At 72.7% G+C, this 25980-nt stretch carries 29 protein-coding genes; 20 read left to right on the top strand and 9 right to left on the bottom strand.

Features of this window, described 5'->3' with window-relative positions:
* Positions 1-32 precede the first annotated feature (32 nt).
* The 4 genes from ACZ6S4_RS35935 to ACZ6S4_RS35920 are packed head-to-tail and all read left to right on the top strand — an operon-like array spanning position 33 to position 4646.
* The gene (locus ACZ6S4_RS35935; RefSeq protein WP_465479181.1) at positions 33-1295 is read left to right on the top strand and encodes an extracellular solute-binding protein; all 1263 of its coding nucleotides are present in this window, start codon (positions 33-35) and stop codon (positions 1293-1295) included.
* Positions 1292-2203, top strand: coding sequence for a carbohydrate ABC transporter permease (locus ACZ6S4_RS35930; protein ID WP_465479180.1), 912 nt, complete (start codon positions 1292-1294; stop codon positions 2201-2203). The genes ACZ6S4_RS35935 and ACZ6S4_RS35930 overlap by 4 nt, the downstream gene beginning before the upstream one ends.
* Entirely contained in the window at positions 2200-3039 is an 840-nt protein-coding gene (locus ACZ6S4_RS35925; RefSeq protein WP_465479179.1) for a carbohydrate ABC transporter permease, read from the top strand. Before ACZ6S4_RS35930 ends, ACZ6S4_RS35925 begins: the two co-directional genes overlap by 4 nt.
* A complete protein-coding gene (locus ACZ6S4_RS35920) occupies positions 3036-4646 on the top strand; it encodes a beta-N-acetylhexosaminidase (protein ID WP_465479178.1) in 1611 nt (536 codons plus the stop codon). The genes ACZ6S4_RS35925 and ACZ6S4_RS35920 overlap by 4 nt, the downstream gene beginning before the upstream one ends.
* 14 nt (positions 4647-4660) lie before the next feature.
* On the opposite strand, the gene ACZ6S4_RS35915 is transcribed toward ACZ6S4_RS35920, so the two are convergent.
* Positions 4661-5200: a tetratricopeptide repeat protein gene (locus tag ACZ6S4_RS35915; RefSeq protein ID WP_465479177.1), complete on the bottom strand. Its 540-nt coding sequence runs from the start codon at positions 5198-5200 to the stop codon at positions 4661-4663.
* Positions 5201-5329: 129 nt separating this feature from the next.
* On the opposite strand from ACZ6S4_RS35915, the gene ACZ6S4_RS35910 reads away from it, so the two are divergent.
* From ACZ6S4_RS35910 to ACZ6S4_RS35890, 5 genes are all read left to right on the top strand, one after another.
* On the top strand, positions 5330-5788 hold the full coding sequence (locus tag ACZ6S4_RS35910; protein ID WP_465479176.1) for a hemerythrin domain-containing protein: 459 nt from the start codon (positions 5330-5332) through the stop codon (positions 5786-5788).
* A 36-nt stretch (positions 5789-5824) separates the two neighbouring features.
* Entirely contained in the window at positions 5825-6175 is a 351-nt protein-coding gene (locus tag ACZ6S4_RS35905; RefSeq protein WP_465479175.1) for a hypothetical protein, read from the top strand.
* Positions 6172-7170 (top strand): hypothetical protein, encoded by a 999-nt coding sequence (locus ACZ6S4_RS35900; RefSeq protein WP_465479174.1) that lies wholly within the window; start codon positions 6172-6174, stop codon positions 7168-7170. The genes ACZ6S4_RS35905 and ACZ6S4_RS35900 overlap by 4 nt, the downstream gene beginning before the upstream one ends.
* Positions 7167-7943, top strand: a complete 777-nt coding sequence (locus ACZ6S4_RS35895; protein WP_465479173.1) for a 2-phosphosulfolactate phosphatase — start codon at positions 7167-7169, stop codon at positions 7941-7943. Before ACZ6S4_RS35900 ends, ACZ6S4_RS35895 begins: the two co-directional genes overlap by 4 nt.
* A 121-nt stretch (positions 7944-8064) precedes the next feature.
* Positions 8065-9588, top strand: coding sequence for an MFS transporter (locus ACZ6S4_RS35890; RefSeq protein WP_465479172.1), 1524 nt, complete (start codon positions 8065-8067; stop codon positions 9586-9588).
* On the opposite strand, the gene ACZ6S4_RS35885 is transcribed toward ACZ6S4_RS35890, so the two are convergent.
* Complete coding sequence (locus tag ACZ6S4_RS35885; protein ID WP_465479171.1) at positions 9547-10599, bottom strand: Lrp/AsnC family transcriptional regulator; 1053 nt, start codon at positions 10597-10599, stop codon at positions 9547-9549. The two genes, ACZ6S4_RS35890 and ACZ6S4_RS35885, sit on opposite strands and share 42 nt — an antisense overlap.
* Before the next feature lie 108 nt (positions 10600-10707).
* Here ACZ6S4_RS35885 and aspS point away from each other — a divergent pair, with 108 nt between their 5' ends.
* From aspS to ACZ6S4_RS35860, 5 genes are all read left to right on the top strand, one after another.
* Positions 10708-12510, top strand: a complete 1803-nt coding sequence (gene aspS / locus ACZ6S4_RS35880; protein WP_465479170.1) for an aspartate--tRNA ligase — start codon at positions 10708-10710, stop codon at positions 12508-12510.
* Positions 12511-12745: 235 nt separating this feature from the next.
* Positions 12746-13039 carry a hypothetical protein gene (locus tag ACZ6S4_RS35875; protein ID WP_465479169.1) on the top strand — a complete coding sequence of 98 codons (294 nt, stop codon included), beginning with the start codon at positions 12746-12748 and terminating at the stop codon, positions 13037-13039.
* Positions 13040-13210: 171 nt separating this feature from the next.
* Positions 13211-13705 carry a GyrI-like domain-containing protein gene (locus ACZ6S4_RS35870; protein ID WP_465479168.1) on the top strand — a complete coding sequence of 165 codons (495 nt, stop codon included), beginning with the start codon at positions 13211-13213 and terminating at the stop codon, positions 13703-13705.
* A gap of 8 nt (positions 13706-13713) precedes the next feature.
* A complete protein-coding gene (locus ACZ6S4_RS35865; RefSeq protein WP_465479167.1) occupies positions 13714-14262 on the top strand; it encodes a YciI family protein in 549 nt (182 codons plus the stop codon).
* Between the two features lie 196 nt (positions 14263-14458).
* Positions 14459-15658, top strand: coding sequence for an acyl-CoA dehydrogenase family protein (locus ACZ6S4_RS35860; protein ID WP_465479166.1), 1200 nt, complete (start codon positions 14459-14461; stop codon positions 15656-15658).
* 6 nt (positions 15659-15664) lie between these two features.
* On the opposite strand, the gene ACZ6S4_RS35855 is transcribed toward ACZ6S4_RS35860, so the two are convergent.
* The 6 genes from ACZ6S4_RS35855 to ACZ6S4_RS35830 all read right to left on the bottom strand — a co-directional run bounded on the left by ACZ6S4_RS35855 (position 15665) and on the right by ACZ6S4_RS35830 (position 20811).
* Positions 15665-16204 carry a GAF domain-containing protein gene (locus tag ACZ6S4_RS35855; RefSeq protein ID WP_360819124.1) on the bottom strand — a complete coding sequence of 180 codons (540 nt, stop codon included), beginning with the start codon at positions 16202-16204 and terminating at the stop codon, positions 15665-15667.
* Entirely contained in the window at positions 16201-16797 is a 597-nt protein-coding gene (locus ACZ6S4_RS35850; protein ID WP_465479165.1) for a GTP-binding protein, read from the bottom strand. The genes ACZ6S4_RS35855 and ACZ6S4_RS35850 overlap by 4 nt, the downstream gene beginning before the upstream one ends.
* The gene (locus tag ACZ6S4_RS35845; RefSeq protein WP_360556151.1) at positions 16775-17146 is read right to left on the bottom strand and encodes a DUF742 domain-containing protein; all 372 of its coding nucleotides are present in this window, start codon (positions 17144-17146) and stop codon (positions 16775-16777) included. Before ACZ6S4_RS35845 ends, ACZ6S4_RS35850 begins: the two co-directional genes overlap by 23 nt.
* A gap of 2 nt (positions 17147-17148) precedes the next feature.
* The gene (locus tag ACZ6S4_RS35840; RefSeq protein ID WP_465479164.1) at positions 17149-17583 is read right to left on the bottom strand and encodes a roadblock/LC7 domain-containing protein; all 435 of its coding nucleotides are present in this window, start codon (positions 17581-17583) and stop codon (positions 17149-17151) included.
* Between the two features lie 57 nt (positions 17584-17640).
* Entirely contained in the window at positions 17641-19248 is a 1608-nt protein-coding gene (locus tag ACZ6S4_RS35835; protein WP_465479163.1) for an ATP-binding protein, read from the bottom strand.
* A gap of 537 nt (positions 19249-19785) precedes the next feature.
* The gene (locus ACZ6S4_RS35830) at positions 19786-20811 is read right to left on the bottom strand and encodes a questin oxidase family protein (protein ID WP_465479162.1); all 1026 of its coding nucleotides are present in this window, start codon (positions 20809-20811) and stop codon (positions 19786-19788) included.
* A 54-nt stretch (positions 20812-20865) separates the two neighbouring features.
* On the opposite strand from ACZ6S4_RS35830, the gene ACZ6S4_RS35825 reads away from it, so the two are divergent.
* Positions 20866-21549, top strand: coding sequence for a hypothetical protein (locus tag ACZ6S4_RS35825; protein WP_465479161.1), 684 nt, complete (start codon positions 20866-20868; stop codon positions 21547-21549).
* Here ACZ6S4_RS35825 and ACZ6S4_RS35820 read toward each other — a convergent pair.
* The gene (locus ACZ6S4_RS35820) at positions 21533-22015 is read right to left on the bottom strand and encodes a GNAT family N-acetyltransferase (protein ID WP_465479160.1); all 483 of its coding nucleotides are present in this window, start codon (positions 22013-22015) and stop codon (positions 21533-21535) included. The two genes, ACZ6S4_RS35825 and ACZ6S4_RS35820, sit on opposite strands and share 17 nt — an antisense overlap.
* Before the next feature lie 59 nt (positions 22016-22074).
* On the opposite strand from ACZ6S4_RS35820, the gene ACZ6S4_RS35815 reads away from it, so the two are divergent.
* The 5 genes from ACZ6S4_RS35815 to ACZ6S4_RS35795 all read left to right on the top strand — a co-directional run bounded on the left by ACZ6S4_RS35815 (position 22075) and on the right by ACZ6S4_RS35795 (position 25966).
* Complete coding sequence (locus ACZ6S4_RS35815; protein ID WP_465479159.1) at positions 22075-22650, top strand: helix-turn-helix domain-containing protein; 576 nt, start codon at positions 22075-22077, stop codon at positions 22648-22650.
* Positions 22647-23927, top strand: coding sequence for an MFS transporter (locus ACZ6S4_RS35810; protein ID WP_465479158.1), 1281 nt, complete (start codon positions 22647-22649; stop codon positions 23925-23927). Before ACZ6S4_RS35815 ends, ACZ6S4_RS35810 begins: the two co-directional genes overlap by 4 nt.
* A gap of 56 nt (positions 23928-23983) precedes the next feature.
* Entirely contained in the window at positions 23984-24106 is a 123-nt protein-coding gene (locus tag ACZ6S4_RS35805; RefSeq protein WP_465479157.1) for a hypothetical protein, read from the top strand.
* An 81-nt stretch (positions 24107-24187) separates the two neighbouring features.
* Positions 24188-24406 (top strand): hypothetical protein, encoded by a 219-nt coding sequence (locus tag ACZ6S4_RS35800; RefSeq protein ID WP_212992672.1) that lies wholly within the window; start codon positions 24188-24190, stop codon positions 24404-24406.
* A gap of 75 nt (positions 24407-24481) precedes the next feature.
* Positions 24482-25966: a replication-associated recombination protein A gene (locus tag ACZ6S4_RS35795; RefSeq protein ID WP_465479156.1), complete on the top strand. Its 1485-nt coding sequence runs from the start codon at positions 24482-24484 to the stop codon at positions 25964-25966.
* The last annotated feature ends 14 nt before the right edge of the window (positions 25967-25980 follow it).

The raw sequence follows: 25980 nt of genomic DNA, 5'->3' as shown, positions 1-25980 counted from the left end.
CTAGTTCCTCAGTGAACGTCAGGAGTGCCCCTATGCGTCTGCGCCTGGCGGTTGCCGCCGCCTTCGCCCTCACCGTGACCGCGTGCGCTCCATCCACCTCGTCACCGACCGCCACGCCCTCGGACGGCGGCGCGCGGACCGGCACCCTCAAGGTGTGGCTCTTCGACGAGCCCAACCGTGCGCCCAAGGAGGCCGTGGCCAATGAGGCGGTCGCCGAGTTCACCGCCGCGCACCCCGGTACCAAGGTCGACATCGCGTACCTAGCGGTCGACACCCGCAGTGAGCGGTTCAAGGGCGCCTTCAACGACCCGGCCAGCGCGCCCGACGTCGTCGAGTACGGCAACACCGACCTGCCCGAGTACGCGGCCGCGGGCGGCCTGGCCGACCTGGGCCCGGCCGTGACCGCGTGGCCCGAGGGCGCCGACCTGAGCGCCGACGCCAGGGCCAGCGCCACCTTCAAGGGCACGCTGCTCGGCGTCCCCTGGTATCTCGGCGTCCGCGCGCTGTACTACCGCACCGACGTGTTCACCGAGCTCGGCCTGCGCCCGCCGACCAGCCAGGCGGAGCTCACCGCGGCCGCCCGGACCATCCGCGCGAAGAAGCCGGAGCTGTTCGGCATCGCGGTCGGCGGCAAGTACACGTTCGGCGCGCTGCCGTTCATCTGGGACGCCGGCGGGGACATCACCTCGATCAACTCGGCGCAGTCGCGGGCCGGGCTGAAGGCGTACACGGATCTGCTGAAGCCGGACAACTGCCCGCCGCAGCAGTGCGCCGACCTCACCGGCGGCAAGACCGTCGAGCTGTTCGCCAGCGGCAAGGCCGGGATGGCCATCATCGGCAACTTCAACCGGGCCGCCGTCGAAGCTGGCGCGGCCAAGGGCAAGTACGCGGTGGTGCCGCTGCCCGGCAGCAAGCCCGGCTCGATCGCCCCGGCCTTCGCCGGCGGCAACAACCTGGGCATCATGCGCAACAGCCGGCGACCGGCCCTGGCGGCCGACTTCCTCACCCTGCTGGCGAGCAAGAAATACCAGACCAAGATGTACGCGGCCATGGGCAACCTGCCGACGTTGCAGGCCGCCCGGGCCGAGGTGGCCGGCCAGGAGCCGTTCCTCAAGCCGTTCCTGTCCACCATCGACGCCGGGACGAAGTTCGTGCCGCTCGAACCCGGGTGGGGCAAGATCGACGCGCAGGCCGTGCTGCCCACCATGATCGAGAAGGTGGTCACCGGCAAGGCCACGATCGAGGCGGCCTCCGACGAGGCCGCCACGGCGATCAACGCGGCCCTGGGCAAGTGACCCCGGCGCTGCCGGCGGTCCGGACGCGCCCGCGCCGGCGCGGCTGGACGCCGCTGTGGTTGCTGCTGCCGGCGGCGGTGGTCCTGGGCACCCTGTTCGTCTATCCGATGTGGCAGCTCGGCCTGCTGTCCGTGCTGGACTTCCGGCAGGCCCAGGTCAGCGGCGGCCAGCCGACCCGGTTCGTGGGCCTGGCCAACTACACCCAGCTGCTGGGCGACGCCCGGTTCTGGTCGGTGCTCGGTGCCACCGTCTTCTTCGCGGCCGCCTGCGTCGCCGCGACCCTCGCCGTGGGCGCCGCGCTCGCCGTGCTGCTCACCCGGATCAGCAAGGTGCCGCGGCTGCTGCTGTCGCTGGCCGCGATGGCCGCCTGGGCGGTGCCCGCGGTCTCCGGCTCCACCGTGTGGATGTTCCTCTTCGACACCGACCTCGGGCTGGTCAACCAGAGCCTCGGCGTCACCGGCTTCAACTGGATGTACGACCGCTACACCGCCTTCGCCCTGGTCGGCGCGGTGGTGGTGTGGCACTCGTTCCCGTTCGTGATGGTCACCCTGTACGCCGGCATCGAGGCGATCCCGAAATCGGTGCTGGAGGCCGCGGCCATCGACGGCGCGAGCGCGTGGCGCACCTTCTGGCGGATCATGGTGCCGGTCCTGCGCCCGCTGCTGGCCATCGTGGTGATCCAGTCGATCATCTGGGATTTCAAGGTCTTCACCCAGATCTACGTGATGACCCGCGGCGGCGGCATCGCCGGGCAGAACCTCACCCTCAACGTCTGGGCCTACCAGCAGGCCTTCGCCGCGAGCGAGTACGGCCTGGGCGCGGCGATCGGCGTGGTCATGATGGTCATCCTGCTCGTCGTCACGCTGCTCTACCTGCGGACGCTGCGGCGATCGGGGGAACCGCTGTGAGGACCGGCCGCCGCCTGCTCGACGTCCTGGCGATCGTGCTCGCCGTCGGCACGGTGTTCCCGATCTACTGGATGGTGCTGGCCGCGGTGAAGCCGCCCGGCGAGATCCAGTCGCTGCACCAGCGCCCGTGGACTCTGGCGCCGAGCTGGGACAGCTTCCACCGGGTGCTCGCCGTCGACAGCTTCGGCCGCTACTTCCTCAACAGCCTGCTGGTCGCGCTGGTGGTCGTGGCGGTCTCCGGGCTGTGCGCGTTCCTGGCGGCGGTGGCGCTGACCCGCTTCCGGTTCCGGCTGCGCACCACCGTGCTGGTGCTGTTCCTGGTCGCGCAGATGGTGCCGATCGAGGCGCTGACCATCCCGCTGTTCTTCCTCGTCCGCGACCTCGGCACCCAGGTCCCCGGCATGGGGCTGAACACGCTGGGCTCGCTGATGCTGGTGCACACGGCGTTCACGCTGCCGTTCGCGATCTGGATGCTGCGCGGCTTCGTGGCGGCGATCCCGGAGGAACTGGACGAGGCAGCCCAGCTCGACGGCGCCGGCCGGTTCACCGTGCTCTGGCGGATCCTGTTCCCGCTGGTCGCCCCGGGACTGGCCGCGACCAGCGTGTTCTCCTTCATCACGGCGTGGAACGACTTCCTGTTCGCCCGTACCTTCATCATCAGCGCGACCGACCGGCAGACCCTGCCGATGGCGCTGCTGGTCTTCTTCAAGCCCGACGAGAACGACTGGGGGGCGATCATGGCGGCGTCGACCCTGATGACCGTGCCGGTCCTGATCTTCTTCCTGCTGGTCCGGCGCCGGCTGATCGCCGGCCTGGGCGGGGCGGTGAAGGATTGATCCCCCGCCCGGCGGTGCTGGTGCCCGGGGCCGGCAGCTTCACCCTGCATTCCGGGACGGCGGTGACCGCCGATCCGGGCCTGGAGCGCCTGGCCGCTCGTGTCCGGGACCTGCTCCCGGCCGGTCCCGCAGCGGGCGGTGCCGGGTCGGGTGGTGTCGGGCCGGGCCGGGGGATCCGGTTGCGGGTCGTGGCCGGGCTGCCGCCGGAGGGGTACGTCCTGGATGTCGGCGCCACGGGGATCGACATCCGGGGCGGCTCCGCGGCCGGCGTGCACCACGGCGTGCAGACGCTCCGCCAGCTCCTGCCGGCCGACACCCTGCGCCGCGCCCCGATCGTGCCCGGACCGCTGCCGGTACCGGCCGTGCACATCGAGGACGCGCCGCGTTTCGGCTGGCGCGGTGTGCTGCTGGACGTGGCGCGCCACTTCATGCCGGTCGCCGAGGTGCTGCGTTTCATCGACCTGGCCGCGTTCCACAAGCTCAACGTGTTGCACCTGCACCTGACCGACGACCAGGGCTGGCGGGTGGAGGTCCCGGGCCGGCCCCGGCTGACCACGGTCGGCGCCTGGCGGCCCCGGACGATGCTCGGCTCGCGGATCCACGACCGCTACGACGACCGGCCGCACGGCGGCTTCTACAGCACCGGTGATCTCCGGGAGATCGTCGCCTACGCGGCCGACCGGCACGTCACCGTGGTTCCGGAGATTGACATGCCGGGGCACATGCAGGCCGCGATCGCTGCGTACCCGGAGCTGGGCAACGGGTTCGCGGGCGGGGTCCGTACCTCCTGGGGCATCTCCCCGCACGTGCTGAACGTCTCCGACGAGGCCCTGGATTTCTGCCGTGAGGTCCTCGACCATGTCGTCGCGATCTTCCCGGGTGAACTGGTCGGCATCGGCGGCGACGAATGCCCGTCGGGCGAGTGGGACACCCCGGCGGCCCGGGCCCGGATCGCCGCCGCCGGCCTGGCCGGCCCGCACGAGCTGCAGGCCTGGTTCACCGCCCGGATCGCCGAGCATCTGGCCGGGCACGGCCGCCGGATCTACGGCTGGGACGAGATCCTCGCCGGTGGAGCGCCGGCCGGGGCCACCATCGCCGCGTGGCGCGGTGCCGAACCGGCGATCCTGGCCGCCCGGGCCGGCCACGACGTCGTCTCGTGCCCGGACACCTCGGTCTATCTGGACTACCGCCAGTCCGACGACCCGGGCGAGCCGACCCCGGTCGGCACTTTGCTCACCCTCGCCGACGTGTACGCCTTCGAGCCGGTCCCGCCCGGACTGAGCGAAGCCGAGGCGAGCCGGATCATCGGGGCGCAGGCCAACGTCTGGACCGAGCACCTGGAGTCGGCCCGCCGGGTGGACTACCAGGCCTATCCGCGGCTGTGCGCGTTCGCCGAGACGGTGTGGGGTCCGGCGGACCGCGACCACGCCGACTTCACCGCCCGGCTGGGGCCGCATCTGGCCCGGCTGGACGCGCTGGGCGTCAACTATCGGCCGTTGTCCGGGCCGCGGCCGTGGAACGCCCGCCCCGACGCGCCCGGCCACCCCCGCGACCTGGCGGACCGGCTGGCCGAGGTGCACGAGATGACGGCCGATCTGCGGCGCTGAAAGCAGTCGGCCGCTCAGGAGCGGACGTCGGCCTCCGGGTCGGCGGCCGGGTCCGGCTCCAGCAGCAGCCGGGCGTAGTTCTCCATCGAACGCTGATAACGCGGCAGGTGTGCCGCCAACGCACCCACCGCGATCCCCACCGCCTCCCGCTCCCGCCCCGCGTCCGCCAGCGACAACGCCAGCACCGCCTGCACCGCGTCGTCGAGCTCGTCCGAGCCGGCGGCCAGCTCCGCGGTGAGCAGCGTGACGCTCTCCCGAGCCTCACCCAGCTCCCGCAGCGAACTCGCGAGCTGGATCACGGCCTGCCGACGACGGCTGCCGGACAGCCCGCCCGCCAGCGCTTCCCGGTAGAGCGGCACAGCCTGCCCGGTGCGCCCGACGGCGTCCAAGGAGCCGGCCCGCTCGAAGAGACCGACCGGGTCGTCCGGCGCCAGCTCGCCGGTGAGCTGCTCGACCAGCTGCAGGAAGGGCGCCTCGTCGAGCTCGTCAAACGCCGCCCACGCGCCGTCCATCCGCCGCTCCCAGTCGGGAGAGATCATGTCCGGTGTGATCATGGATCCAGCCTCGCACGGCGGCCGGCTTGACGCGGCCCGGCGCCGGCTGATCGGATGGTCACAGCGTCGCAGTGCACCCGGCCAGGAGACCGCCGCGGGCATGGAGGCGCCGGACCATGGGACATCTCCGTGGACAGTGAATACTCCCGGTTCCGGGCGTACGGACAGCAGTTGATCGAGATCCACATCGGCCTGCGCGACATGCTCGCCGACCTGCGGGAGGGCTTCGTCCCCGACGCTGAGCTGGGCGTCCATTGCCTCGCGTTCTGCGCCGCGGTCACCCGGCACCACATCGGTGAGGACACCGGCGTGTTCCCGCTGCTGGCCGAGCGCCATCCCGGCCTGCGCGCGTTCCTGGCCGGGCTGGAACGCGACCATCAGGTGATCGCCGGCCTGCTGACCAGGGTGAGCACGCTGAGCGGGCAGTTACGCGACGAGCACACGGCGGCCCGGGCCGCGGCGATCCAGAGCGAACTTGACGGGCTCGCCGCCGTGCTCGAGACGCACTTCATCGGCGAGGAGAAGCGGCTGGTCGCCGTCCTGGACGCCCTCGACCCTTCCGAGGGATTGACCGGTCTCACCGCCTAGGCCCAGCATTGCCCTACGCGACCGCAGGGAGTGCGTGTGGGTGCTTCGTCTCGGCGGGCCGAGCTGCTCGAACGTCAGCGGGAGCTGCGCGCCCGGCACGACGCGCTGGGCGGGCTGGGCGCGGAGCCGCCGTACGACGCCGGGCAGCTCGATCGGGTCTTCGCCGGCACCGACGAGCTGATGACGGTGGTCGACGAGCTCGCGGCCGACGCCGCCCAGCGCCGGCTGATGCTGACGTTCGTGCTGCTCGGTGTGGCCGCCCTGGTTGCCGTGCTCGTCGCAGCGAGTGTGCTGCCCGCCTGGGCACTGCTCGGCGTCGTGGTCGTGCTCGCCGCGGCGATCGCTCTCTGGCTCACCACCCGGGCCGTGCCGGGGACGGGCCCGTGAGCGCCGACGCCTCCGGTGACCTCGCCCGGGTCGCCGCCGGGCTGCGCCGCGAGATGGGCAGCAAGGTCAACACCCTGCGCCTGCAGCTCACCCAGGAGATGCAGCGGATCGACAAGAACGCGGAGCGGCGTGCCCGGGAGGCTCTCGCGCGGTTCGACGCCACCGACGCCCGAGTGGACGCTCTCGCCGCGGAGCAGGCCGAGATGCGCCGGCACGTCGAGCGCAAGCTGCGCGAGTACGCGACCCGGGCCGGCCGGCTGGAGGGGGAGATCCAGCAGATCGAGGGGCTGCTCCGCCGGCAGCAGGGTCAGGTCCCGGTCGACCTGGACACCGTGCCGGCCGAGCTGGCGCCGCTGGTCGCGGACGTCCGGGCGGCCGAGCAGGTCCGGTCCACCATCATGGACGATGCCGCCGTGGCGCTGCGCCGGCAGCGGATCGAGCGCTTCGAGCAGGACGAACGCCGGCTCGCGGAGACCCGGCAGCGGGCGCTGGGCGTCAGCCGTTCGCTCGCGGTCCGCAAGGCGGGCGGGTGGGCGTTCCGGCGCGCGGCTGCGGCGTACCGGTCGGAGCGGGCCCTGATGGACGAGCAGGAGGCGCAGGTCGCGGCGGCGCGGGTGCAACGTGACGAGGCGGAGCAGGAGCTGCATCGCGACGCCGCGCGGCAGCAGGCGTACAGCGCGCATCCGGGCGCCTCGGTCGCGGACCGGCTCGCCGCGCACGTCCGGGACCGGGTCGACGCCGCGGTCGCCGACTACGAGCTGTTCCCGCCGTGGTTCACGACCGTGCTCGGGCACCGGCCGCTGCCCGCCCGGGCCGCCGACTGGCGGGAGGTCGCCGTCCAGGTGGTGCTCTACCGGATCACCCACGGGGTCACCGACCGGGTGGTGGCGCTGGGCCCGCCGCCGGAGAACGGCCACCGCGCCACCCAGCACCGCGCCGTCCAGACAGCACTGCGGCAGCTCGACGAGGGACCGGACGGCACAATCGCCGGATGAACGACGCTTGGACGCAGGCCGGTGGCCGGGTCCGCTTCGACTGGGGTCCGGCCGGGGCGGACGCCGTCAGCCCCGGTGCCGGCCTCGTCGCCGTGGTCGACGTGCTCTCCTTCACCACGGCGCTGACCGTCGCCGTCGAGCGGGGGATCGCCGTCCTGCCGTACCGGTGGGGTGACGACTCGGCCGAGCGGGTCGCCCGGGAGCATCGCGCGGTGCTCGCCGTCGGGCGCAAGCGGGTGGTGCGGCCGGGCCAGGTGAGCCTGTCGCCGGACAGCATCCGGCGCAGCGCCGGGATCGAACGGCTCGTGCTGCCCTCCCCGAACGGCGCGACGATCTCCGCCCGGCTGGCCGAGACCGGCGCGACCGTGATCGGGGTGTCGCTGCGCAACGCGGACGCGGCCGCGGCGAGCGTCGTGCGCCGGCTGGGTGCGGGGGAGGCGGTCGCGGTGGTCGCGGCGGGGGAGCGCTGGCCGGACGGTTCGTTGCGGCCGGCGGTCGAGGACCTGTGGGGTGCCGGGTCGTTCATCGAGGCCCTGGTACGGCGGGGAGCCGGTGATCTCTCCGTCGAGGCGGGGACGGCGCTGGCGGCGTACCGGAGCGTCGCAGACGACCTGGCGACAGCCCTGCGCGACTGCGCCTCCGGGCGCGAGTTGCAGGCGCATGGTTTCCCGGCGGACGTCACGGTGGCGGCGCAGCTCGGCGCCACCACGGCGGTGCCGATTCTGACCGACGGATGGTTCGTGGCGGATTCCCCTCCGCCAGAAAGCCACTGAGCCGATCCCTGATTCCTCGGAGCCCTCACATGTCGGATTCCGACGTCAAGTGGGCTCTGGCTGGCGGATCGACGTCGCGCTGGGAGATCGTGAGGCGGTCACGCCCAGTGAGGAGATTCCCGTGCGGAAATGGTGGCCGCTGATCGCGGTGTGCCTCGGTACTTTCATGCTGCTCGTCGACGTCACCATCGTGAACGTCGCCCTACCGGAGATGGCGGTGGACCTCGGCACGTCGTTCAGCTCCCTGCAATGGGTCGTGGACGGCTACGCGTTGTCACTGGCCGTCCTGCTGCTCGGCGCCGGGGCGCTCGGTGACCTGCTCGGGCATCGCCGGCTCTACATCGCCGGCCTGACCGTGTTCGCCCTGTCCTCGCTGGCCTGCGGGCTCGCCGGCAACGACGGCCTGCTGATCGCCGCCCGGGTGGTGCAGGGCATCGGCGCCGCGGCCATGTTCACCACCACGTTCGCCCTGCTCAACAGCGCCTACCAGGGCCGCTCCCGGGGCGTGGCCTACGGCGTCTGGGGCGGTGTCTCCGGCGCGGCCGCGGCGATCGGCCCGATCCTGGGTGGCCTGCTCACCGAGGCGCTGAGCTGGCGCTGGATCTTCCTGGTCAATCTGCCGGTGAGCATCGCCGCGCTCGTGCTGTGTTTCACGGCGCTGACCGCCGATCGCGCGGCTCGCCGCGGCCGCTTCGACCTGGCCGGCACCCTGACCTTCACCGTCGCGGCGGGTGCCCTGACGCTGGCCGTCATCCGCGCCACCACGGTCGGCTGGGGCTCGGTCCAGACCTGGGGTCTGCTGCTGCTCAGCGGCCTGGCGCTGGTCACTTTCGTCCTGGTGGAACGTCGTAGCCCGCACGCCATGCTGGATCTGGCCCTGCTGCGCAGCCGCTCCTTCGTGGGCATCCTGGTGGCGGCGTTGCTGGTGAACTTCGCGGCCTTCGCGGCGTTCACCTACACCTCGATCTGGCTTCAGACGGTCATCGGGCTCTCGCCGCTGCAGGCCGGCCTGACCGGGCTGCCGATGTCGATCGTCTCGGTGATCGTCTCCGGCGTCGCGGGCGCCAAGCTGCACGGCCGGTCCCCGCGGCTGCTCATCGGCGGCGGGATGCTGCTGATCGGCCTGGGCAGCGCCCTCTGCGCACTGCTGCTGGGCGCGCAGTCCAGCTGGCCCGCACTACTGGCCGGGTACGCGATCATCGGCGCCGGCGTCGGCCTGGTCATGCCCACCCTCGCGGAATCCGCCATGGGTGCTGTCCCGGCCCACCGCGGTGGCATGGCCGGCGGCGCGGTCACCACCGCCCGGCAGCTCGGCTTCGCGATCGGCATCGCCGTACTCGGCACGGTTTTCGCGGCCCGCGCGGAGGACCACCTCGGCGCCCAGGGCGCGCCGGAACCGGAGCAGACCGCGCACGCCCTGGCGGGAGGACAGGCCGGCCGCATCCTGGCCGCGGTGCCCGACGGCCTGCGCGGCACGCTCGACCGGGCGCTGCACGGCGCCGCTGTCGCCGGGCTGGACGCCGGCTTCCTGGTCGCGGCCGGGGTGGGCCTGCTCGGCGGGATCGCGGTGCTGATCCTCGTACGGCCGGCCGCCCCGGCACCCTCAGAGGACCGGCTCCCCGAGTACACCGGCGTCCACGAGTGAGACGGCATGCTTGACCCGGCTCAGCACCGGCACCGTCTCGCAGGTGCGGATCTCCGGGATGGCGGCGACCTCGGTGGTCAGATAGCGGTAGAGCTCCTCGGCGTCCCGGCACAGCGCGATCGCGGTGATGGTGGCGGTGCCGGTGACCGCCGCCGCCCAGGCCAGCTGGCGGTGATCGGCGAGCCGGGCGCCGACCGCAGCCAGATCGGCCGGCGCGACGGTGAGCCACAGGTTCGCCGCCGACCGGAAACCCATCAGCGAAGCCGCGACCTCGGTGTCGAAGTACACCGCCCCGGCGGCGATCAGCGCGCCCAGCCGCAGGGCGACCTTGCGCTGGGTCCAGCCGGTGACGGTGGCCAGCGCGGCATAACCGGCCCGGCCGTCCCGGGCGAGCGCGGCGAGCAGCGCCCGGTCCCCGGGCTCGACCCGGGCGCCGCCCTCGTCTTTCACCCGCAGATCAAATCCCACCCGTACGCCGGGGTCGTGCCCGTCCAGCAACTGCTCGCGCTGATCCGCGCTCAGCTGCTCGTCGCCGGCGATCCAGTCGGTCTCACCCCGGCCCACGAAGCGGTGCAGCACCTGATGGGCGCTGAGCGAGAGCACGTTCGTCGCCCGCGGCAGGTGATGCAACAGGCCCTCGCGGCGGTCGTGGTCCGCGGTCACCCGGACCGCGCAGGTCAGCTCGGCCCCGCCGGCCCCGATGGTCACCCAGCTCGTGTCGGTGCGCCGCGCCAGCGCCTGCGCCGTCACGGCGGCGGTGCCGGGCCGGCAGGAGATCCGCAGCGTCCAGTACGTGGTCCCGGGCAGCCGCTCGGGATCGGCCTGCCCGAAGACCCGGATCAGGCCCCGGGTCCGCATCCGCTGGTAGCGCCGGGCGACGGTCTGCTCGGAGACGGCCAGCACGGCCGCCAGCCGGGCGAACGGAACCCGCGGGGCAAGCCGCAGCCCTTGGAGGATCTGCCGATCCAACTGGTCGACCGCGGCGGATTCCGCCGAGCTGCGTGCTACCACGGGAGGAACAATACGTGGGTACGGGGTCCCAGGCCCGGTGCCCGGCGGTCGGAGGCGTAGCTGACACAATGTCGGGTGCGCCCCGTAACCCTGTGAGGAGAAGTTTCCGTGATCCGTACCCATGACGCCGGCAGCTTGCGTGCGAGCCACGCCGGTCAGACGGTGACGCTCGCCGGGTGGGTCGCCCGCCGCCGCGACCACGGCGGTGTCATCTTCGTCGACCTGCGTGACGCCTCGGGGGTCGTCCAGGTCGTCTTCCGCGAGGAGGACGCGCACGCGCTGCGCAACGAGTTCTGTGTGAAGGTCACCGGCGAGGTCACCCAGCGCCCGGCCGGCAACGAGAACCCGGACCTGCCCACCGGGGCCGTCGAGGTCACCGCGAGCGAGCTGGTCGTGCTCTCCGAGGCCGCGCCGCTCCCGCTGCCCGTCGACGACACCATCACCGCCTCCGACGACCTGCGCCTCAAGTACCGCTACCTGGACCTGCGCCGCAGTGGCCCGGCCAACGCGCTGAAGCTGCGCAGCCGGGCCAACCAGATCGCCCGGGAGATCCTGCACGCGCGGGACTTCAACGAGATCGAGACGCCGACCCTGACCCGGTCGACGCCCGAGGGCGCCCGGGACTTCCTGGTCCCGGTCCGGCTCCAGCCGGGCACCTGGTACGCCCTGCCGCAGTCCCCGCAGCTGTTCAAGCAGCTGCTGATGGTGGCCGGCATGGAGCGCTACTACCAGATCGCCCGCTGCTACCGCGACGAGGACTTCCGCGCCGACCGGCAGCCGGAGTTCACCCAGCTCGACATCGAGATGTCCTTCGTGACCCAGGACGACATCATCGAGCTCGGCGAGGAGCTCGTGGTCAAGCTCTGGGGCGAGCTCGCCGGCTACCAGGTGCAGACGCCGATCCCGCGGATCACCTGGACCGACGCGATGAACCGGTACGGCTCCGACAAGCCCGACCTGCGGTACGGCCTCGAGCTGACCGAGCTGACCGACTACCTGCGCGGCACCGAGTTCCGGGTGTTCGCCGGCGCGATCGACAACGGCGGCTACGTCGGCGCGGTCGTCATGCCCGGCGGCGCCTCGCAGACCCGCAAGGAGCTCGACGGCTGGCAGGACTGGGCCAAGGCGCGCGGCGCCCGCGGCCTGGCCTACGTCGTGCTGGACGCCGAGACGGGTGCGGCGCGCGGCCCGGTCGCCAAGAACCTCTCCGAGGCGCACCTGGCCGGTCTCGCCGACGTGGTGGGCGCGAAGCCGGGCGACGCGGTGTTCTTCGCCGCCGCCACCGAGCGCCGCGAGGCCCAGGAGCTGCTGGGCGCGGCCCGCATCGAGATCGCCAAGCGGGCCGGGCTGATCGACGAGTCGGCGTGGGCATTCTGCTGGGTCGTCGACGCCCCCATGTTCGAGAAGACCGACGACGGCGGCTGGACGGCCGTGCACCACCCGTTCACCTCGCCGAACGCCGAGTGGATGGACACGTTCGAGGAGGCGCCGGACAAGGCGCTGGCCTACGCGTACGACATCGTGGTCAACGGCAACGAGATCGGCGGCGGCAGCGTCCGTATCCACCGCGGTGACGTGCAGAGCCGGGTCTTCGACCTGCTCGGCATCACTCCGGAGGAGGCCCAGGACAAGTTCGGCTTCCTGCTGGAGGCGTTCAAGTACGGCCCGCCGCCGCACGCCGGCATCGCGCTCGGCTGGGACCGCACCTGCATGCTGCTCTCCGGCAACGAGTCGATCCGCGAGGTCATCGCGTTCCCGAAGACCCGCGGCGGCTACGACCCGCTGACCACCGCACCGACGCCGATCACCGCCCAGCAGCGGCTGGAGGCCGGCATCGACGCGAAGCCGAAGGCCGCGGCGGCGACGCCGGGCACGGACGGCGTGGCAGCCCCGGTGGAGCGCTCGAACTGATGCGGGTGCTGGTCGTCGGCGCCAGCGGTCATCTCGGCGGCGAGGTGGCACGGCTGGCGTCGGCGGCCGGCGCCGAGGTTGTCGGGACCTCCACCACCGGCGCGGGCGCGCTGCACGGCGGCCGGCCCGAGCCCTATGGTGACGACGCGGTGCCGACCCCGATCTACCCGTACGGTGCGGCGAAAGCAGCGGCCGAGACGGCGGTCACCCGGCAGCCGTCCTGTTCTTCAGCGACATGGTCCGCTGCCCGATCGACGCGACCGACCTGGCCGCCGCGCTCCTGGAACTGGCCGCGGGCGGATACCGGGGCCTGATCAACGTCGCCGGGCCGCAGGCGGTGAGCCGCGCGGAGCTTGGTCGCCTGGTGGCGAGGCGGTACGGACTGGACCCGGAGGCCGTGCCGGTGTGCGCGATCGCCGAGAGCGACCTGACGGCCGGCGCCGCAGAGGTCCGGCTGGACAGCACCCTCGCCGCCGGCCTGCTCAAGACCCGGTTGCGTGGGGTCGCCGAGGCGCTGGGCGTCGGTTAGCCGGTTCAGCAGCCCGCGGGCGAGCAAGGCCGCGGCAGCCCACGCGCCGAGCACAGCCATGCCAAGGCCCGATCGGCGCGACGCCCGTCTCGGCCGCGCCCTGGCCATCGAGGTGCGCTTCGGCTGACTGTTGCCGATGATGGAGCCGGACCCGTCACCGAGGAGGCGCCCGTGCTGGCCGAACCCACCATCCTGTGGCGCGACGAGCAGCTGTACGTCGCCCGGCGCGAGTCGATCACCATGACCGAGTTCGCGCGGCTCGCCGATCACCTGCCGGCCATGTTCGGCTGGCTGGGCGAGCGCGGGGTGGTCCCGGCCGGTGCCCCCTTCTTCCGCTACCGCGTGATCGACATGTCCGCCGAGCTGGTCGTGGAGGCCGGCATCCCGTTGCCGGCGCCGATCGAGGTCGCCGAGCCGGACTTCGTCGACGTGCTGCCCGCGGGCCGGTACGCGACCCTCACCCACGTCGGGCACCCCGACGAGCTGATGGGCGTCACCGCCACGCTGCTGGACTGGGGGCAGCACCAGGGCGTCCGCTGGGACGTGACCCCGACGCCGGAGGGTGAGGTGTGGGGTGCCCGGCTGGAGGTGCTGCTGACCAACCCGGCCGAGGAGCCGGACATGCACAAGTGGGAGACCGCGCTGCTGTTCCGCCTGGCCGACTAGCCTGCGGTATGGAGTTCTTCTGCTACCACCGTGACCGGCCCGGCTCCGCGGCGCTGCGCGGCGAGCTGCTGGCGGACCACTGGTCCTACATGGACGGGTACGCGACCGGGATGATCGCCCGCGGGCCGACCTTCGCGGACGACGGTGAGACGCCGACCGGCAGCGTGCACATCGTCGACCTGCCCGATCCCGCCGCGGCACGGACGTTTGCCTTCGAGGAGCCCAACTATCAGGCCGGCGCGTACCGGGACGTGCTGCTGCGCCGGTGGCGCAACCTGCTCGGGCGCACGATGTGGGACTTCTCCGGCGGCCGCAGCGGCGGCCACCGCTACCTGGTGCTCGGGTTCGGCGCGGGGCAGGGCGCCGACCTCACCGTGCCGGCCGCGGCGGACGATCTGATCGCGTACGGGCCGCTGTTGTCCGACGACGGTGCCACCTGGCTGGGCACGGCGGCCCTGGTCCGGGCGGTGGATCCGGACCGGGCGCGGACGGTGCTGACCGCCGACCGGTACGCCGGCGTCGAGGTGCACAATTGGGCGTTCGGTGGACGGCCCTGATCGTCGCTCCACTGTAGACCGTTATGCCCGGATTCCCGTGTGGCGCCAGTCAATCGTGAGCATTTCTCTTGATCGTTGATCTATCACTATACGTGTCTGCGCGGATACGATCAGCGGCAGCGACGGCGCGCCCACCGGTGTCCGTGTCCGACTCGCCGTTGTCTCTCGCCGCTTGCCGACCCCACGAGGAGTTGCAGTGGACGCGTACTTCATGACCGCGCGCCATGAACAGTTGCGTCAGGAGGTTCGGGCTTTCGCGGAGACCGAGGTACGCCTGCGGATCGACGAGATGGAAGCCTCCCGCGCGGTCCAGTACGACCTGTCGCGGCTGATCGCCCGCCAGGGCTGGATCGGGGTCACGATCGGCCCCGGGCACGGCGGCATGGGTCTCGGCCACCTGGCCAAGACCATCATCATCGAGGAGCTGGCCCGGGTCAGCGGCGCGATGGGCGCCATGGTGCAGGCGTCCCAGCTGGGCGTGGCCAAGATCCTGCACTTCGGTGACGCGGACCAGCAGGCGAAGTGGCTGCCGGCCATCGCGGCGGGGGAGTGCCTGCCGACGATCGCGGTCACCGAGGAGCACTCCGGCGGGCACGTGCTGGGCATGTCGGCCACGGCGGTACGCGACGGCTCGGACTACGTCCTCAATGGACGCAAGGTCTTCGTCGGCAACAGCCACGTCGGTGACCTGCACGGCGTCGTTGTGCGCACCGGCCCCGGTTCCAAGGGCCTGTCGGCGTTCCTGGTCGAGGCGGACCGGCCAGGGTTCTCCCTCGGCCCGCACCGGCCGGCGATGGGCCTGCACGGCTTCAGCTTCGGCGAGCTCATCTTCGCCGACTGCCGGATCCCGGCGGCCAACCGGCTGGGTGCCGAGGGCGACGGCCTCTCCGTGGCCTACTCCTCCAGCATCCTGTACGGCCGCCCGAACCTGACCGCGGTGGCGCTCGGCATCCACCAGGCCCTGGTCGAGGAGACCTCGGCGTACGTGACCGAGCGGCACCGCTACGGCAAGCCGCTCGGCGAACTGCTGCCGATCAAGCTCAAGCTCGGCCAGATGCAGTCCCGGCTGATGACCGCGCGGCTGGCGGCCTACCACGCCGTGCACACACTGGATCAGGGGCTGCCCTGCGACGCGGAGCTGATGAACGCCAAGCTGATCAACGTCGAGTCCGCTCTGGACAGTGCCCGCAACGCGATGGAGATCCACGCCGCGGCCGGGCTCCACGCGGACCGGCCGGTGGAGCGCTACCTGCGCGACGCCCATCACATCTTCGCCCCGGCCGGCACCTCGGACGTGCAGCTGATCCGCCTGGCCGAGGTCGCCCTCGGCACGGCCAAAGGCCAGTGGTCCCAGCGGCTGGCCACCCGTCCCGCCGCGGAGGCGGTCACCCCCTGACCGCGATCAGCGGCTGTCCTCCCGGCGGTGGATCTGAGTGATCAGCTCGGCGGCCATCGACTTGATGGTCTCCAGGCCGGGCCGCCCCCACGGGCGGGGCTCCACGTCCACCACGCAGATCGTGCCGAGTGTGGTGCCCGTCCGGTCGATCAGCGGCGCCCCGAGGTAGGACCGGATGCCGATCTCGTCGACCACCGGGTTGCCGGCGAAGCGGGGGTAGTCGCAGACGTCGTCGAGGACCAGCGCCTTGCGGCGTACCACCACGTGCGGGCAGTAGCCGTGATCGCGGTCCATGACCCGGCCCGGCGAGGCGGACGGGTCACCCTTGGCCACGGTGTGCAGGCCGGCGAAGTACTGCCGGTCCTCACTGATGAAGTTCACCATCGCGTACGGGGCGCCGGTGACCTCGGTCAGCTTGCGCGCGAAGTCGTCGAACTCCGGGTCCGGCTGCTCGCCGAGGCCCAGCTCGCGCAGCCGCCGCATCCGCAGCGGCACCTCCAGGTCGGTCGGGGTCAGCGGGTGGTGCGGGGACGAGTCGTAGATCATGCCAAGCTCCGGATGGCCGTCGGGGTGGGATGTACGCCGAGCAGGTGCTGGATGAGCTGGACGAGCACACCCGTGGCGGACCGGCTGTCACGGGCGTCGCAACTGACGATCGGCACGTCGGGCCGCAGGTCGAGCGCGCTGCGCACGTCGGCCGGCTCGTACCGGAAGGCGTTGTCGAACTGGTTGACGGCCACCAGGAAGCCGATGCCCCGCGACTCGAAGAAGTCCACCGCCGCGAAACAGTCCTGCAGGCGGCGGGTGTCGGCCAGCACGACCGCGCCCATCGCCCCGGCGGACAGCTCATCCCACATGAACCAGAAGCGTTCCTGGCCCGGCGTGCCGAACAGGTAGAGAATGTGCCGCCGGTTGATGGTGATCCGGCCGAAGTCCATCGCGACCGTGGTGGTCGTCTTGCGCTCGATACCGGTCAGGTTGTCGGTGCCGACGCCGGCGGTGGTCAGGATCTCCTCCGTCCGCAGGGGCTCGATCTCGCTGACCGCGCCCACGAACGTCGTCTTGCCCACGCCGAACCCGCCGGCGATGAGCAGTTTGAGCGGCGTCGGGAACGGATCAGAGTCGTCGCTGTAAGGCATTGAGAATGGTCTCCAGTACCGCCGTGTTGGTGGGTTCGGCCGCCGGGCCGGGGGATCGGGTGTCGATGGCGCCGGCGTCGACCAGGTCGGAAAGCAGGATCTTGGTGACGACCGCGGGCAGCCGCAGCCGGGCGGCGACCTCGGCGACCGTCGTGGGGCTGCCGCACAACCCGAGGGCCTCGGCGTGGTCGGGCTCGAGCTGACCGTGCGGCAGCCGGCCGGTCGCCCGGACCATCGACAGCAGTTCCAGGTGGGTGCTGGGCTGGGTGCGCCCGTTGCTCACCGTGTACGGCCGGACGAGTCGTCCCGCGGCGTCGTCGAGCCAGTGCTCGTCGTCGGCCCGCCCCATCGTCACCGTCCCGCGCCGCCGGGATGGCCGGCCGCCTGCCGGACCAGGGTGCCCAGGTACGGCCGCACACTCTTGACGAGCTGCGCCATCTCGTAGCCGAGCACTCCCGGGTCGGCTTCCTTGCCCGCGATGACGGCGAGCACCGCACCGGAGCCGGCGGCGGACACGAACAGCAGGGCGTCCTCCAGCTCGGCCACGACCTGGCGTACGGCCTCCCCGCCGCCGAACCGCGACCCGGCGCTGCGGGCCAGCGAGAACAGGCCGGAGGCGATGGCGGCCAGATGGTCGGCGCCGTCGTCGTCCAGTCCGTGCGCGGCCTTGCGCAGCCCGTCGGAGGAGAGCAGCAGCGCGCTACGGGTGTCCGGGACGCGCTCCACCAGCCCGGACAGCAGCCAGACGAGGTCCTGGGCGGAACGTACCGGGTCGTTGCTCAGCATCTGAGCACACCTTTCTCAGTGGGGCTCGGGTCTCGGTGGAGCTGGGGGAGGGGACCGTCAGTGCTGATCGGGCGCGGCCGGTTCGGCCGGGGAGTGCGGCCCGGCGTCGCTGCGGGAGACGCCCTGCATGAACGAGGCCATGAGGCCGGGATCGTGCTCAGCGCCGTCGTCCTCGGGGGCCGGCGGCGGCGGCCCGAACTGCAGCTGCGGCGCCAGGTGCGTCTGGCTGTGCCGGCGCGGCAGCGGGGGCGGGGTGACGGTGGGCCGGCCCTCGGCCACCTCGGCCCCGGTGCGCCGCGGCACCCCGGCAACCGCCGGCACCGGATCCGAAGGCGCCGGGCTTTCGGATGCGGGCGCTGCGGAGACGAGTGCGGGGGAGACGAGTGCGGGGGAGGGGGTGTCCGGGGCGCCGGCGAAGGCGGGCCAGGTCGGCGGGGGTGCCGCGATCTGGGACGGGCCGGGGACCCGCTGCACCAGCTCCATGGTGTTCTGGGTCAGGGCCGGCTGGGCCGCCACCGGGCCGCGGTCGTCCTGGGCCGAGCCGAGCAGCTGCTGCGGCAGGATGATCACGGCCTGGGTGCCGCCGTAGATGTTGCCCTGCAGCTGCACGGTGACGCCGTGCTGGCGGGCGATCATCGAGACCACGAACAGGCCGATCCGGCCGTCGCGCAGCAGCTCGTCCAGGTTGATGTCCTCCGGGTTGAGCAGCAGCCTGTTCAGCCGTTCCTGGTCCTCGCGCTGGATGCCCAGCCCCCGGTCCTCGACCTCGACCGCCACCCCGGCCGCCACGTGCTGCGCGCGCAGCAGCACCTGGGTCTGCGGCGGGGCGAACATCGTCGCGTTCTCGATCAGCTCGGCGACCAGGTGGATGATGCTGGCCACCGCGTGCCCGGGCACGGTGCCGTCGATCGGCGGCACCAGCTTGACCCGGGAGTAGTGCTCGACCTCGGCAATGGCCGAGCGCAGCACCTCGGTCAGCGCCACCGGCCGGCTCCACTGCCGCCGGGAGACCGCGCCGCCCAGCACCGCGAGGTTCTCGGCGTGGCGGCGGATGCGGGTGGCCAGGTGGTCGACCTGGAACAGGCCCTTGAGCAGGTCGGGGTCCTCGACCTCGTTCTCCAGCGCGTCCAGCAGCTTGATCTCGCGGTGCACCAGCGACTGCAGCCGGCGGGACAGGTTGACGAACACCTCGACCTGGCGCCCGGCTGACGTGCGTACCGGCATCGGCCGTTCCTCGGCCAGCCGCACCCGCTCGCTGAGCGTCTCGATCTCGGCCCGGGCGTTGTCGACCGCGGCGCGGTAGCCGGCCGCCTCGGTCAGCGCCGCCGTGGTCTCGGCGCGGTTGTCGGCGAGATCGGCGCGGGCCAGCGCCGTCTGCGCGCGCGCCTCGGCGAGCTCGGCCCGCAGCCGGGCCGGCCGGTCGTCGAGGCGCCGGACCGTCCCCACGGCCTGGCCGGCCACGACGGTGAGCGCGACCACGCCCAGCAGGAAGACGATGATCAGCACCAGGTCCGACCGGTCCGCCCCGCCGGCCCAGAGGTAGCCGGCGGTGACCGCGAACAGCAGTGCGGCGGCCCCGGCGGGCGCCGCGACCAGCCCCAGCAGCCGACCCCGCAACAGGGTGTCGTCCGGCGCGGGCACGGCGGACGAGGGTGATTCGGGCATGGGCGTCCTCAGTCGGCGGGAGACTTTTTGGTGGCTACGCATTCAGCGAATTCCACTGTGGAAGCAGCGACCACTCTAGTGCTCCGGAAAATCTTGTCCAGCGAAGTCGCGGAATGCCAGCAGAACCGCGCGCGCCGAACCGCCTCGCCGTATTTCTGCACAAGCACTGTCGTTAAAGGACTCCGATTGATTTCGGCCCGCCGAGAAGCGCGGAGGCTGTCAGTGAAGGACCGCGCGGGCACCTCGCCGCCGTTCGGCGACCGCGCCCGCCCCTGCCGTTCCCAGCGCCACCACCAGGGCGGCCGGCTGCAGGACGGTGCCCCCGGCGGCGGCCACCGCCAGCATCGAGTTCGACGCCGGCGGCCGGTGCGAGTGCCCCGCCCACGAGCAGGAACGCGCTGACCGCCGCCGCGATCAGCAGGGCCCACCAGCGCCGCCACCACACGCAGGTCGCGACCGCGGCCAGCACGATGAGCAGTCCAGGAGGGACAGTGGGATAGTCGGCGCCGCCGCTCAGGAGCGGCACCCGCGTACGTCTCATTCGTTCAGGATCAGTTCCGTGGCGTGGCGGGACGCGGCCAGCAGCACCGGATCCGGATCGCGCTGCCACATCTCGATCGCCGCGTCGGCGAACTTGATGGCGTGCGCGTCACCGGACTCGGTGGCCTGCCGCAGCACGGCCGGCGCATCACCGGCACCGGACGTGAAGGCGCGCGCGGCCGGGGGAGCGTAGGCGGCCGTCACCGCGGCGGTGGCCGCCCACGCCGCCGCCAGGCTCGGCCCGTGCAGCGCGACCGGGAGCGACGGCAGGGTCCGCAGTACGGCCAGCGGTGCCGTTGCCGCGTGCACGAGCAGCACCGGGTTCCCGTACCCGTGGGTGGTGTGCAGTCGCACCGCCGCCGTGACGATCCCGGCCAGCCGGTCCTCGACAGTGTCCTGATCCGGGCCGGGCACCGCCCCGACCGCGGCCGGCCAGCCCGGCAGGTCGGCGAGCTGGGCCAGCCGGGAGCGGATGCCGGAGCGCTGGTCCGGCACGCGCGGCATGGCATCGAGGGCCGCCCTCGGATCCGAGCCCCGGTACGGCCCCCGCCCGGCCGGCGCCAGCGGCTGCCACCGCGCCGCCCAGTACGCCAGCCCCTGCCCCAGCTCCGCCACCCGCGCCGGGGTCTCCCGCTCGCGCAGCGCCCGCACCGCGTGGCCCACCCTGATCACCCCGTGCGTCGCCCCCGCCGCGATGCCGGGCAGCAGCCGCGGCCACCAGAGCGCCAGCACGTCCGGCCACGGCTCGGCTTGCATGGCCCGGTCGAAGAACGCCAGCCAGTCGCCCGTGCGCACCGGGTCACCGAGCGGTTCGCGCCACTCGTCCGCGGCGATCGGCGCGATGCCCCGCGGCGCCTCCACCAACCGCTGCTCGTACGCGTCGAGCCACCGGTGCACCTCGTCCGCGTGCCCGTGGTGGACCAATGCCTCGGCCGCCATCGGGCCGTGGTTGGACAGCCAGCCGTCGTGTTCGGGCCCGGTGCTGTGCAGCCGCCGCAGGGCCTCGTCGAGAATTCCGGTCATCGTCGCAGCGTGCGTGTTGAACCTCGGTTGAGGTCAAGGGGCCATGATGGGCCGGTGGGTTTCGAGGAGGATCTGGACGCCCGGCCGTTCTGGCGCCGGCTCAGCCGCGGCGAGCAGCGCTGGCCGTTCGCCCTCGCCATCGCCGTGATGATCGCGCTGCAACTGACCCTGCCCGAGCGGTACAGCCTGGGCGCGTGGTGGGTGCTGCCGGCCGTCGAGGTGGTCGTCATCGGCGCGCTGGTGGCGGCGAATCCGGGCCGGCTGGAGCGCCGGACCCCGATGCTGCGCCGGCTGAGCCTGGGCCTGATCGCCGTGGCCAGCCTGGGCACGGCCTGGTCGGTCGTGCGGCTGGTGGTCGACATCGCCGGCGGCGGTGACACCGGCAGCGCGGCGGAACTGCTGGCCAGCGGCGCCTCGATCTGGCTGATCAACGTGCTGACGTTCGCGGTCTGGTACTGGGAGCTGGACCGGGGCGGGGCGCTGGAGCGGGCGGCCGGCACCGACCCGTACCCGGATTTTCTCTTCCCGCAGATGACCACGCCGGACATGGCGCCGAAGGAGTGGCGGCCGCAGTTCGCCGACTACCTGTACCTGGCGTTCACCAACGCGACCGCCTTCAGTCCGACGGACACGCTGCCGCTGTCGCGCTGGGCCAAGCTGACCATGATGCTGCAGTCGGCCATTTCGCTGGTCACCGCGGCGCTGGTGGTCGCCAAGGCGGTCAACGCGCTGGGATGAACAGGCGCATCCCCGGGTCGCGGTTGCGGACGAACCCGAGGGAGACGTAGAGCGGTTCGCCCTCCGCCGAGGCGCGCAGGTCGATCGCCCCGATGCCGCGCTGCTCGTACCAGGCGAGCAGGGCGGTCATGCAGGCCCGGGAGAAACCCCGGCGGCGGTACGCGGGGTCGGTCGCGACGTTGAGCACGTACCCGCGCAGCCCGGTCGGGTCGTTCGGGCCCGGCAGCCGCTGATCGATCGTGCCCACGACGCAGGCCGCGAGCCCCGGTCCGTCCGGCTTGTCCACCACGAACGCGGCCATGGCGTCGTTGCCCGGGTCGAGCAGCCGGCGCACGACCGCGACGCCGGGGCCGATCCAGGCCTGCGGGTCGCGACCGTCGCCGGGACGGACCGAATTCATCATCACGCTGCGCAGGCGCAGGAGCTCGGCGGCATCCTCCACGCCGGCGCGCCGGACCTCGATCATGGCCGTCATTCTGGCACGGACCGCTTGCACAATTTCTGTGCACAAGTATTGTGCAACTCATGGAGCCCACTCAGGTCCACCTCGACGGCAAGCAGATCCGGGTGCTCGCCCACCCGCTGCGCTCGCGGCTGCTCGGCCAGCTGCGCCTGGACGGGGCGGCCACCGCCACCCGGCTCGCCGACGCGCTCGGCACCAACACCGGCGCCACCAGCTATCACCTGCGCCAGCTGGCCGACGTCGGGCTGGTCATCGAGGACGAGATCGCCGGCCGCGGCCGCGAGCGCTGGTGGCGGGCCGCCCACGACGTGAGCAGCTGGCAGCGCGACGCCTTCGCCGGCGACCCGGACGCGACCGCCGCCTCCGACTGGCTCGACAGCTACGGCCTGCAGCGCCTCGTCGCCCGGGCCGAGAGCTGGCAGCGGGCCCGGCCGGCCGAGCCGCCGGCCTGGCGGACCGCCGCCGGCTTCTCCGACTACATCCTGAGCCTGGGCAGCGAGCAGCTCAGCGCGCTCACCGCCGAGCTCGACACGGTCATCGAGCGCTATCGCGCCCGCGGCGAGAGCGACCCGGCGCCGGACGCCCGCCAGGTTCTCCTTTACCTGTACGCCGTGCCGAGGATCGAGGACCCGGCATGACCGCGCTGACAGCAGTGCAGGCCCGGCGCCGCTTCCTGTGGCTGCTCGCCCTGCGCTGGCTCCCGGTCGGCCTGATGATCCCGGTCACCGTGCTCCTCCCACTGGATCGTGGCCTGAGCCTCGCCCAGTACGGCTCGGCCGCCGCCCTGCAGGGACTCACCGTCCTGCTGCTGGAGCTGCCGACCGGCGGGCTCTCCGACGCGATCGGCCGCCGGCCGGTGCTGCTGCTGGCCGGTGTCATCGAGATCACCGCCCTGTCGCTGCTCACCGTGGCCGACTCGGTGCTGATGTTCATGGTCTTCTACCTGTTGCAGGGCGTCTACCGCGCGCTGGACAGCGGCCCGCTGGAGGCCTGGTACGTCGACCACGCGCTGGCGGCCGACGCGAAGGCCGACATCGAGACGGGCCTGAGCCGCAGCGGGGTCGTGCTCGGCGTCGCCATCGCCGCGGGCGCTCTCCTCACCGGTGGTCTGGTCGCCCTCGGCCCGACCGTGCCCGGCGGGGCCCTGAGCCTGCCCGTCTACATCGCCCTCGGGCTGCAGGTCGTGTCGCTGGCGGCGGTGGCGCTGCTGATGACCGAGCGGCGCCCGCGCCGCGGGTTCGCCGCGCTGGCCCGCTCCGTGCGCGGGGTGCCGGCCGCGATCGGCGGCGCGCTGAGCCTGCTGCGCCGCTCCCGGATCATCGCTGCGCTGGTCGCGGTGGAGCTCTTCTGGGGCTTCGGCATGGTGGCGTTCGAGAGCCTGATGCCGGTCCGGCTGGCCGAGGTCGTCGGCGACCCGGGCCAGGCGTCGGCGCTGATGGGACCGGTCGGCTCGGTGGCCTGGCTGGCCTCGGCCCTGGGCGCGGCGTTGATCCCGCTGCTGGCCCGCCGGATCGGAGCACCGTGGACCGGCTTCGTGCTGCGGATCCTGCAAGGCGTGACGGTGGTCGGGATGGCGCTGTTCGCCGGGCCGGTGGGAGTGATCGCGGCGTACCTGGTCTGTTACACAGTGCACGGGGCGGCCAGCCCGGTGCACAACGGGCTGCTGCACCGTCAGGTCGACGGGCCGTACCGGGCCAGCTTGCTGTCGCTGAACTCGATGGTGAGCCAGCCCGCCGGTGCGCTCGGACTGGTCACGCTGACCGCCGTGGCTTCGGCAGTCGACCTGCGGATGTCGCTGCTGGTCGGCGCGGCGGTCCTGGCGGTCGCGGCGCCGCTCTACCTGGTCGCCCGCGGCTCAGCGGCGACGGTGACGCCGGTGGATGCCCCGGCGCCGGAGCCCGTCCCGGCGCCCTGAGCGGCGCCGCGGCCGAGAGCGACCGCCGAGCGGTTCGCCGCCACGATGTGGTCCTGATGTACGTGGTCCGCGGCCTCATCGGGCCGATCGCGGCTGACGGCGACGCATGGACCGGGCTCATCACCGGTCTCGAGGAAGTGCTCGTCCGTCACCTGGAGCCGATCCAGCAGGCACGATGAGTCACGTCCACGGTGGAGTTTACGCGTGACCAGCCGGGGGGTAGTAGCACGACAAGTGCTCTCATCCCCCCGGAGGAACCCATGCTTGCTATCGCCGCCGCCATCGTCTTCGGCATCTGGCTGCTGCTCGATCTCTTCGACACCAACCTCGGCGCTCCCGACCTGTTCAACTTCTCGACCATGGCCTCGCTGGGCCTGCTCCTGCTCTCGCTGTACCTGGCCGGCGTGGGCAGCGGCCCGCGCAACACCAGCAGCGGCAGTGGCCGTAGCTTCCGTGGCCGTCGCCCCGGCCGCGGCTGATCCGCTGATTTCCGCATACGGCCCGCCTTCGGTGCATTTCCGGCACACGAGGGCGGGCCGGTACTGTCGTTGCCGATGGAATTCGACGGACTCTTCCCCCTGACCGAGCCGGGCGGTGTCCGCACCGCGCCACCGGCCGGTGCGGCGTCCGCCGGCTTCACCACCTGGTCCGAGGACTCACCGCTGCCCGTGCGGATGCGCCCGGCGAGCATCGACGAGCTTGTCGGCCAGCAGCACCTGCTGGCCCCCGGCGCCCCGCTGCGCCAGCTCGTCACCGGCACCACGCCGATGTCGGTCATCCTGTGGGGCCCGCCCGGCACCGGCAAGACCACCATCGCCCACCTCGTCGCCGGGGCCACCGATCGCAAGTTCGTGGCCATGTCGGCGCTGACCGCCGGGGTCAAGGACGTGCGCGCGGTCATCGACACCGCCCGCCGCGAACGCCGCGCCGGCGGCCCGCCGACCGTGCTGTTCATCGACGAGGTGCACCGCTTCAGCAAGACCCAGCAGGACTCCCTGCTCGCCGCGGTCGAGGACCGCACGGTGACCCTGCTCGCGGCCACCACCGAAAATCCGTACTTCTCGGTCATCTCCCCGCTGCTGTCCCGCTGCGTGCTGCTCACCCTCCAGGCGCTCGGCGACGAGGACGTGCGCCGGCTCGTCCGCCGCGCGGTCACCGACCCCCGCGGCCTGGGCGGCGCGCTCACGCTCACCGGCGAGGCCGAGGAGCATCTGGTACGGCTGGCCGGCGGCGACGTCCGTAAGGCCCTGACGGCGCTGGAGGCCGCGGCCGGTTCCGCCGCCGCGCAGGGCGCCACCGAGATCGACCTGGCCACCGCCGAACAGGCCGTCGACGTGGCCGCGGTCCGCTACGACCGCGACGGCGACGCCCACTACGACGTGATCAGCGCGTTCATCAAGAGCATGCGCGGCTCCGACCCGGACGCCGCCCTGCACTGGCTGGCCCGGATGCTGGTCGCCGGCGAGGACCCGCGGTTCATCGCCCGGCGCATCGTGATCTTCGCCAGCGAGGACGTCGGCATGGCCGATCCCCAGGCGCTGCTGATCGCGACGGCGGCGGCCCAGGCGGTGCAGTCGGTCGGCCTGCCCGAGGCCCAGCTCAACCTGGCCCAGGCCGTGGTCCACCTGGCCACAGCCCCGAAATCGAACGCCGTGACCACCGCCCTGGGCGAAGCCCTGGCCGACGTCCGGGCCGGCCGCGGCGGTGCTGTCCCACCGGCCCTGCGCGACGCCCACTACCCGGGCTCACGTGGCCTTGGTCACGGCAAGGGCTACCGGTATCCACACGACGACCCCAAGGGTGTTGTTAGGCAGCAGTATGTGCCGGATGATCTGATCGGCGCGGACTACTACCGTCCGACCGACCACGGCGCGGAACGCGCAGTCGGCGAGCGGCTGCCCCGCCTGCGCAGAATCGTCCGTGGCCCGGCCGCGGACTCCAGGCCCACGCCGACCGGTGCGGGCAGCTCGAGCGGCCCGTCCGGCGACGGGCCGAAGGTGGACGACAGCGGCCCGGCCGCCGGAGAGGACCAGCCGTGAGCAGGCGCGGTGCC

The sequence above is a fragment of the Actinoplanes sp. NPDC051405 genome, assembly GCF_055586185.1.
Note: the sequence above shows the minus strand (reverse complement) of the source record. Positions and strands in the feature narration are given on the sequence as shown.

Coding starts and splice junctions, on each gene's coding strand:
- ACZ6S4_RS35850 (WP_465479165.1), bottom strand. CDS start 16,797: ATGCCTTACAGCGACGACTCTGATCCGTTCCCGACGCCGCTCAAACTG.
- ACZ6S4_RS35845 (WP_360556151.1), bottom strand. CDS start 17,146: ATGGGGCGGGCCGACGACGAGCACTGGCTCGACGACGCCGCGGGACGA.
- ACZ6S4_RS35865 (WP_465479167.1), top strand. CDS start 13,714: ATGGAGTTCTTCTGCTACCACCGTGACCGGCCCGGCTCCGCGGCGCTG.
- ACZ6S4_RS35935 (WP_465479181.1), top strand. CDS start 33: ATGCGTCTGCGCCTGGCGGTTGCCGCCGCCTTCGCCCTCACCGTGACC.
- ACZ6S4_RS35815 (WP_465479159.1), top strand. CDS start 22,075: ATGGAGCCCACTCAGGTCCACCTCGACGGCAAGCAGATCCGGGTGCTC.
- ACZ6S4_RS35820 (WP_465479160.1), bottom strand. CDS start 22,015: ATGATCGAGGTCCGGCGCGCCGGCGTGGAGGATGCCGCCGAGCTCCTG.
- ACZ6S4_RS35875 (WP_465479169.1), top strand. CDS start 12,746: ATGGTCCGCTGCCCGATCGACGCGACCGACCTGGCCGCCGCGCTCCTG.
- ACZ6S4_RS35835 (WP_465479163.1), bottom strand. CDS start 19,248: ATGCCCGAATCACCCTCGTCCGCCGTGCCCGCGCCGGACGACACCCTG.
- ACZ6S4_RS35840 (WP_465479164.1), bottom strand. CDS start 17,583: ATGCTGAGCAACGACCCGGTACGTTCCGCCCAGGACCTCGTCTGGCTG.
- ACZ6S4_RS35830 (WP_465479162.1), bottom strand. CDS start 20,811: ATGACCGGAATTCTCGACGAGGCCCTGCGGCGGCTGCACAGCACCGGG.
- ACZ6S4_RS35915 (WP_465479177.1), bottom strand. CDS start 5,200: ATGATCACACCGGACATGATCTCTCCCGACTGGGAGCGGCGGATGGAC.
- ACZ6S4_RS35795 (WP_465479156.1), top strand. CDS start 24,482: ATGGAATTCGACGGACTCTTCCCCCTGACCGAGCCGGGCGGTGTCCGC.
- ACZ6S4_RS35855 (WP_360819124.1), bottom strand. CDS start 16,204: ATGATCTACGACTCGTCCCCGCACCACCCGCTGACCCCGACCGACCTG.
- ACZ6S4_RS35800 (WP_212992672.1), top strand. CDS start 24,188: ATGCTTGCTATCGCCGCCGCCATCGTCTTCGGCATCTGGCTGCTGCTC.
- ACZ6S4_RS35895 (WP_465479173.1), top strand. CDS start 7,167: ATGAACGACGCTTGGACGCAGGCCGGTGGCCGGGTCCGCTTCGACTGG.
- ACZ6S4_RS35810 (WP_465479158.1), top strand. CDS start 22,647: ATGACCGCGCTGACAGCAGTGCAGGCCCGGCGCCGCTTCCTGTGGCTG.
- ACZ6S4_RS35805 (WP_465479157.1), top strand. CDS start 23,984: ATGTACGTGGTCCGCGGCCTCATCGGGCCGATCGCGGCTGACGGCGAC.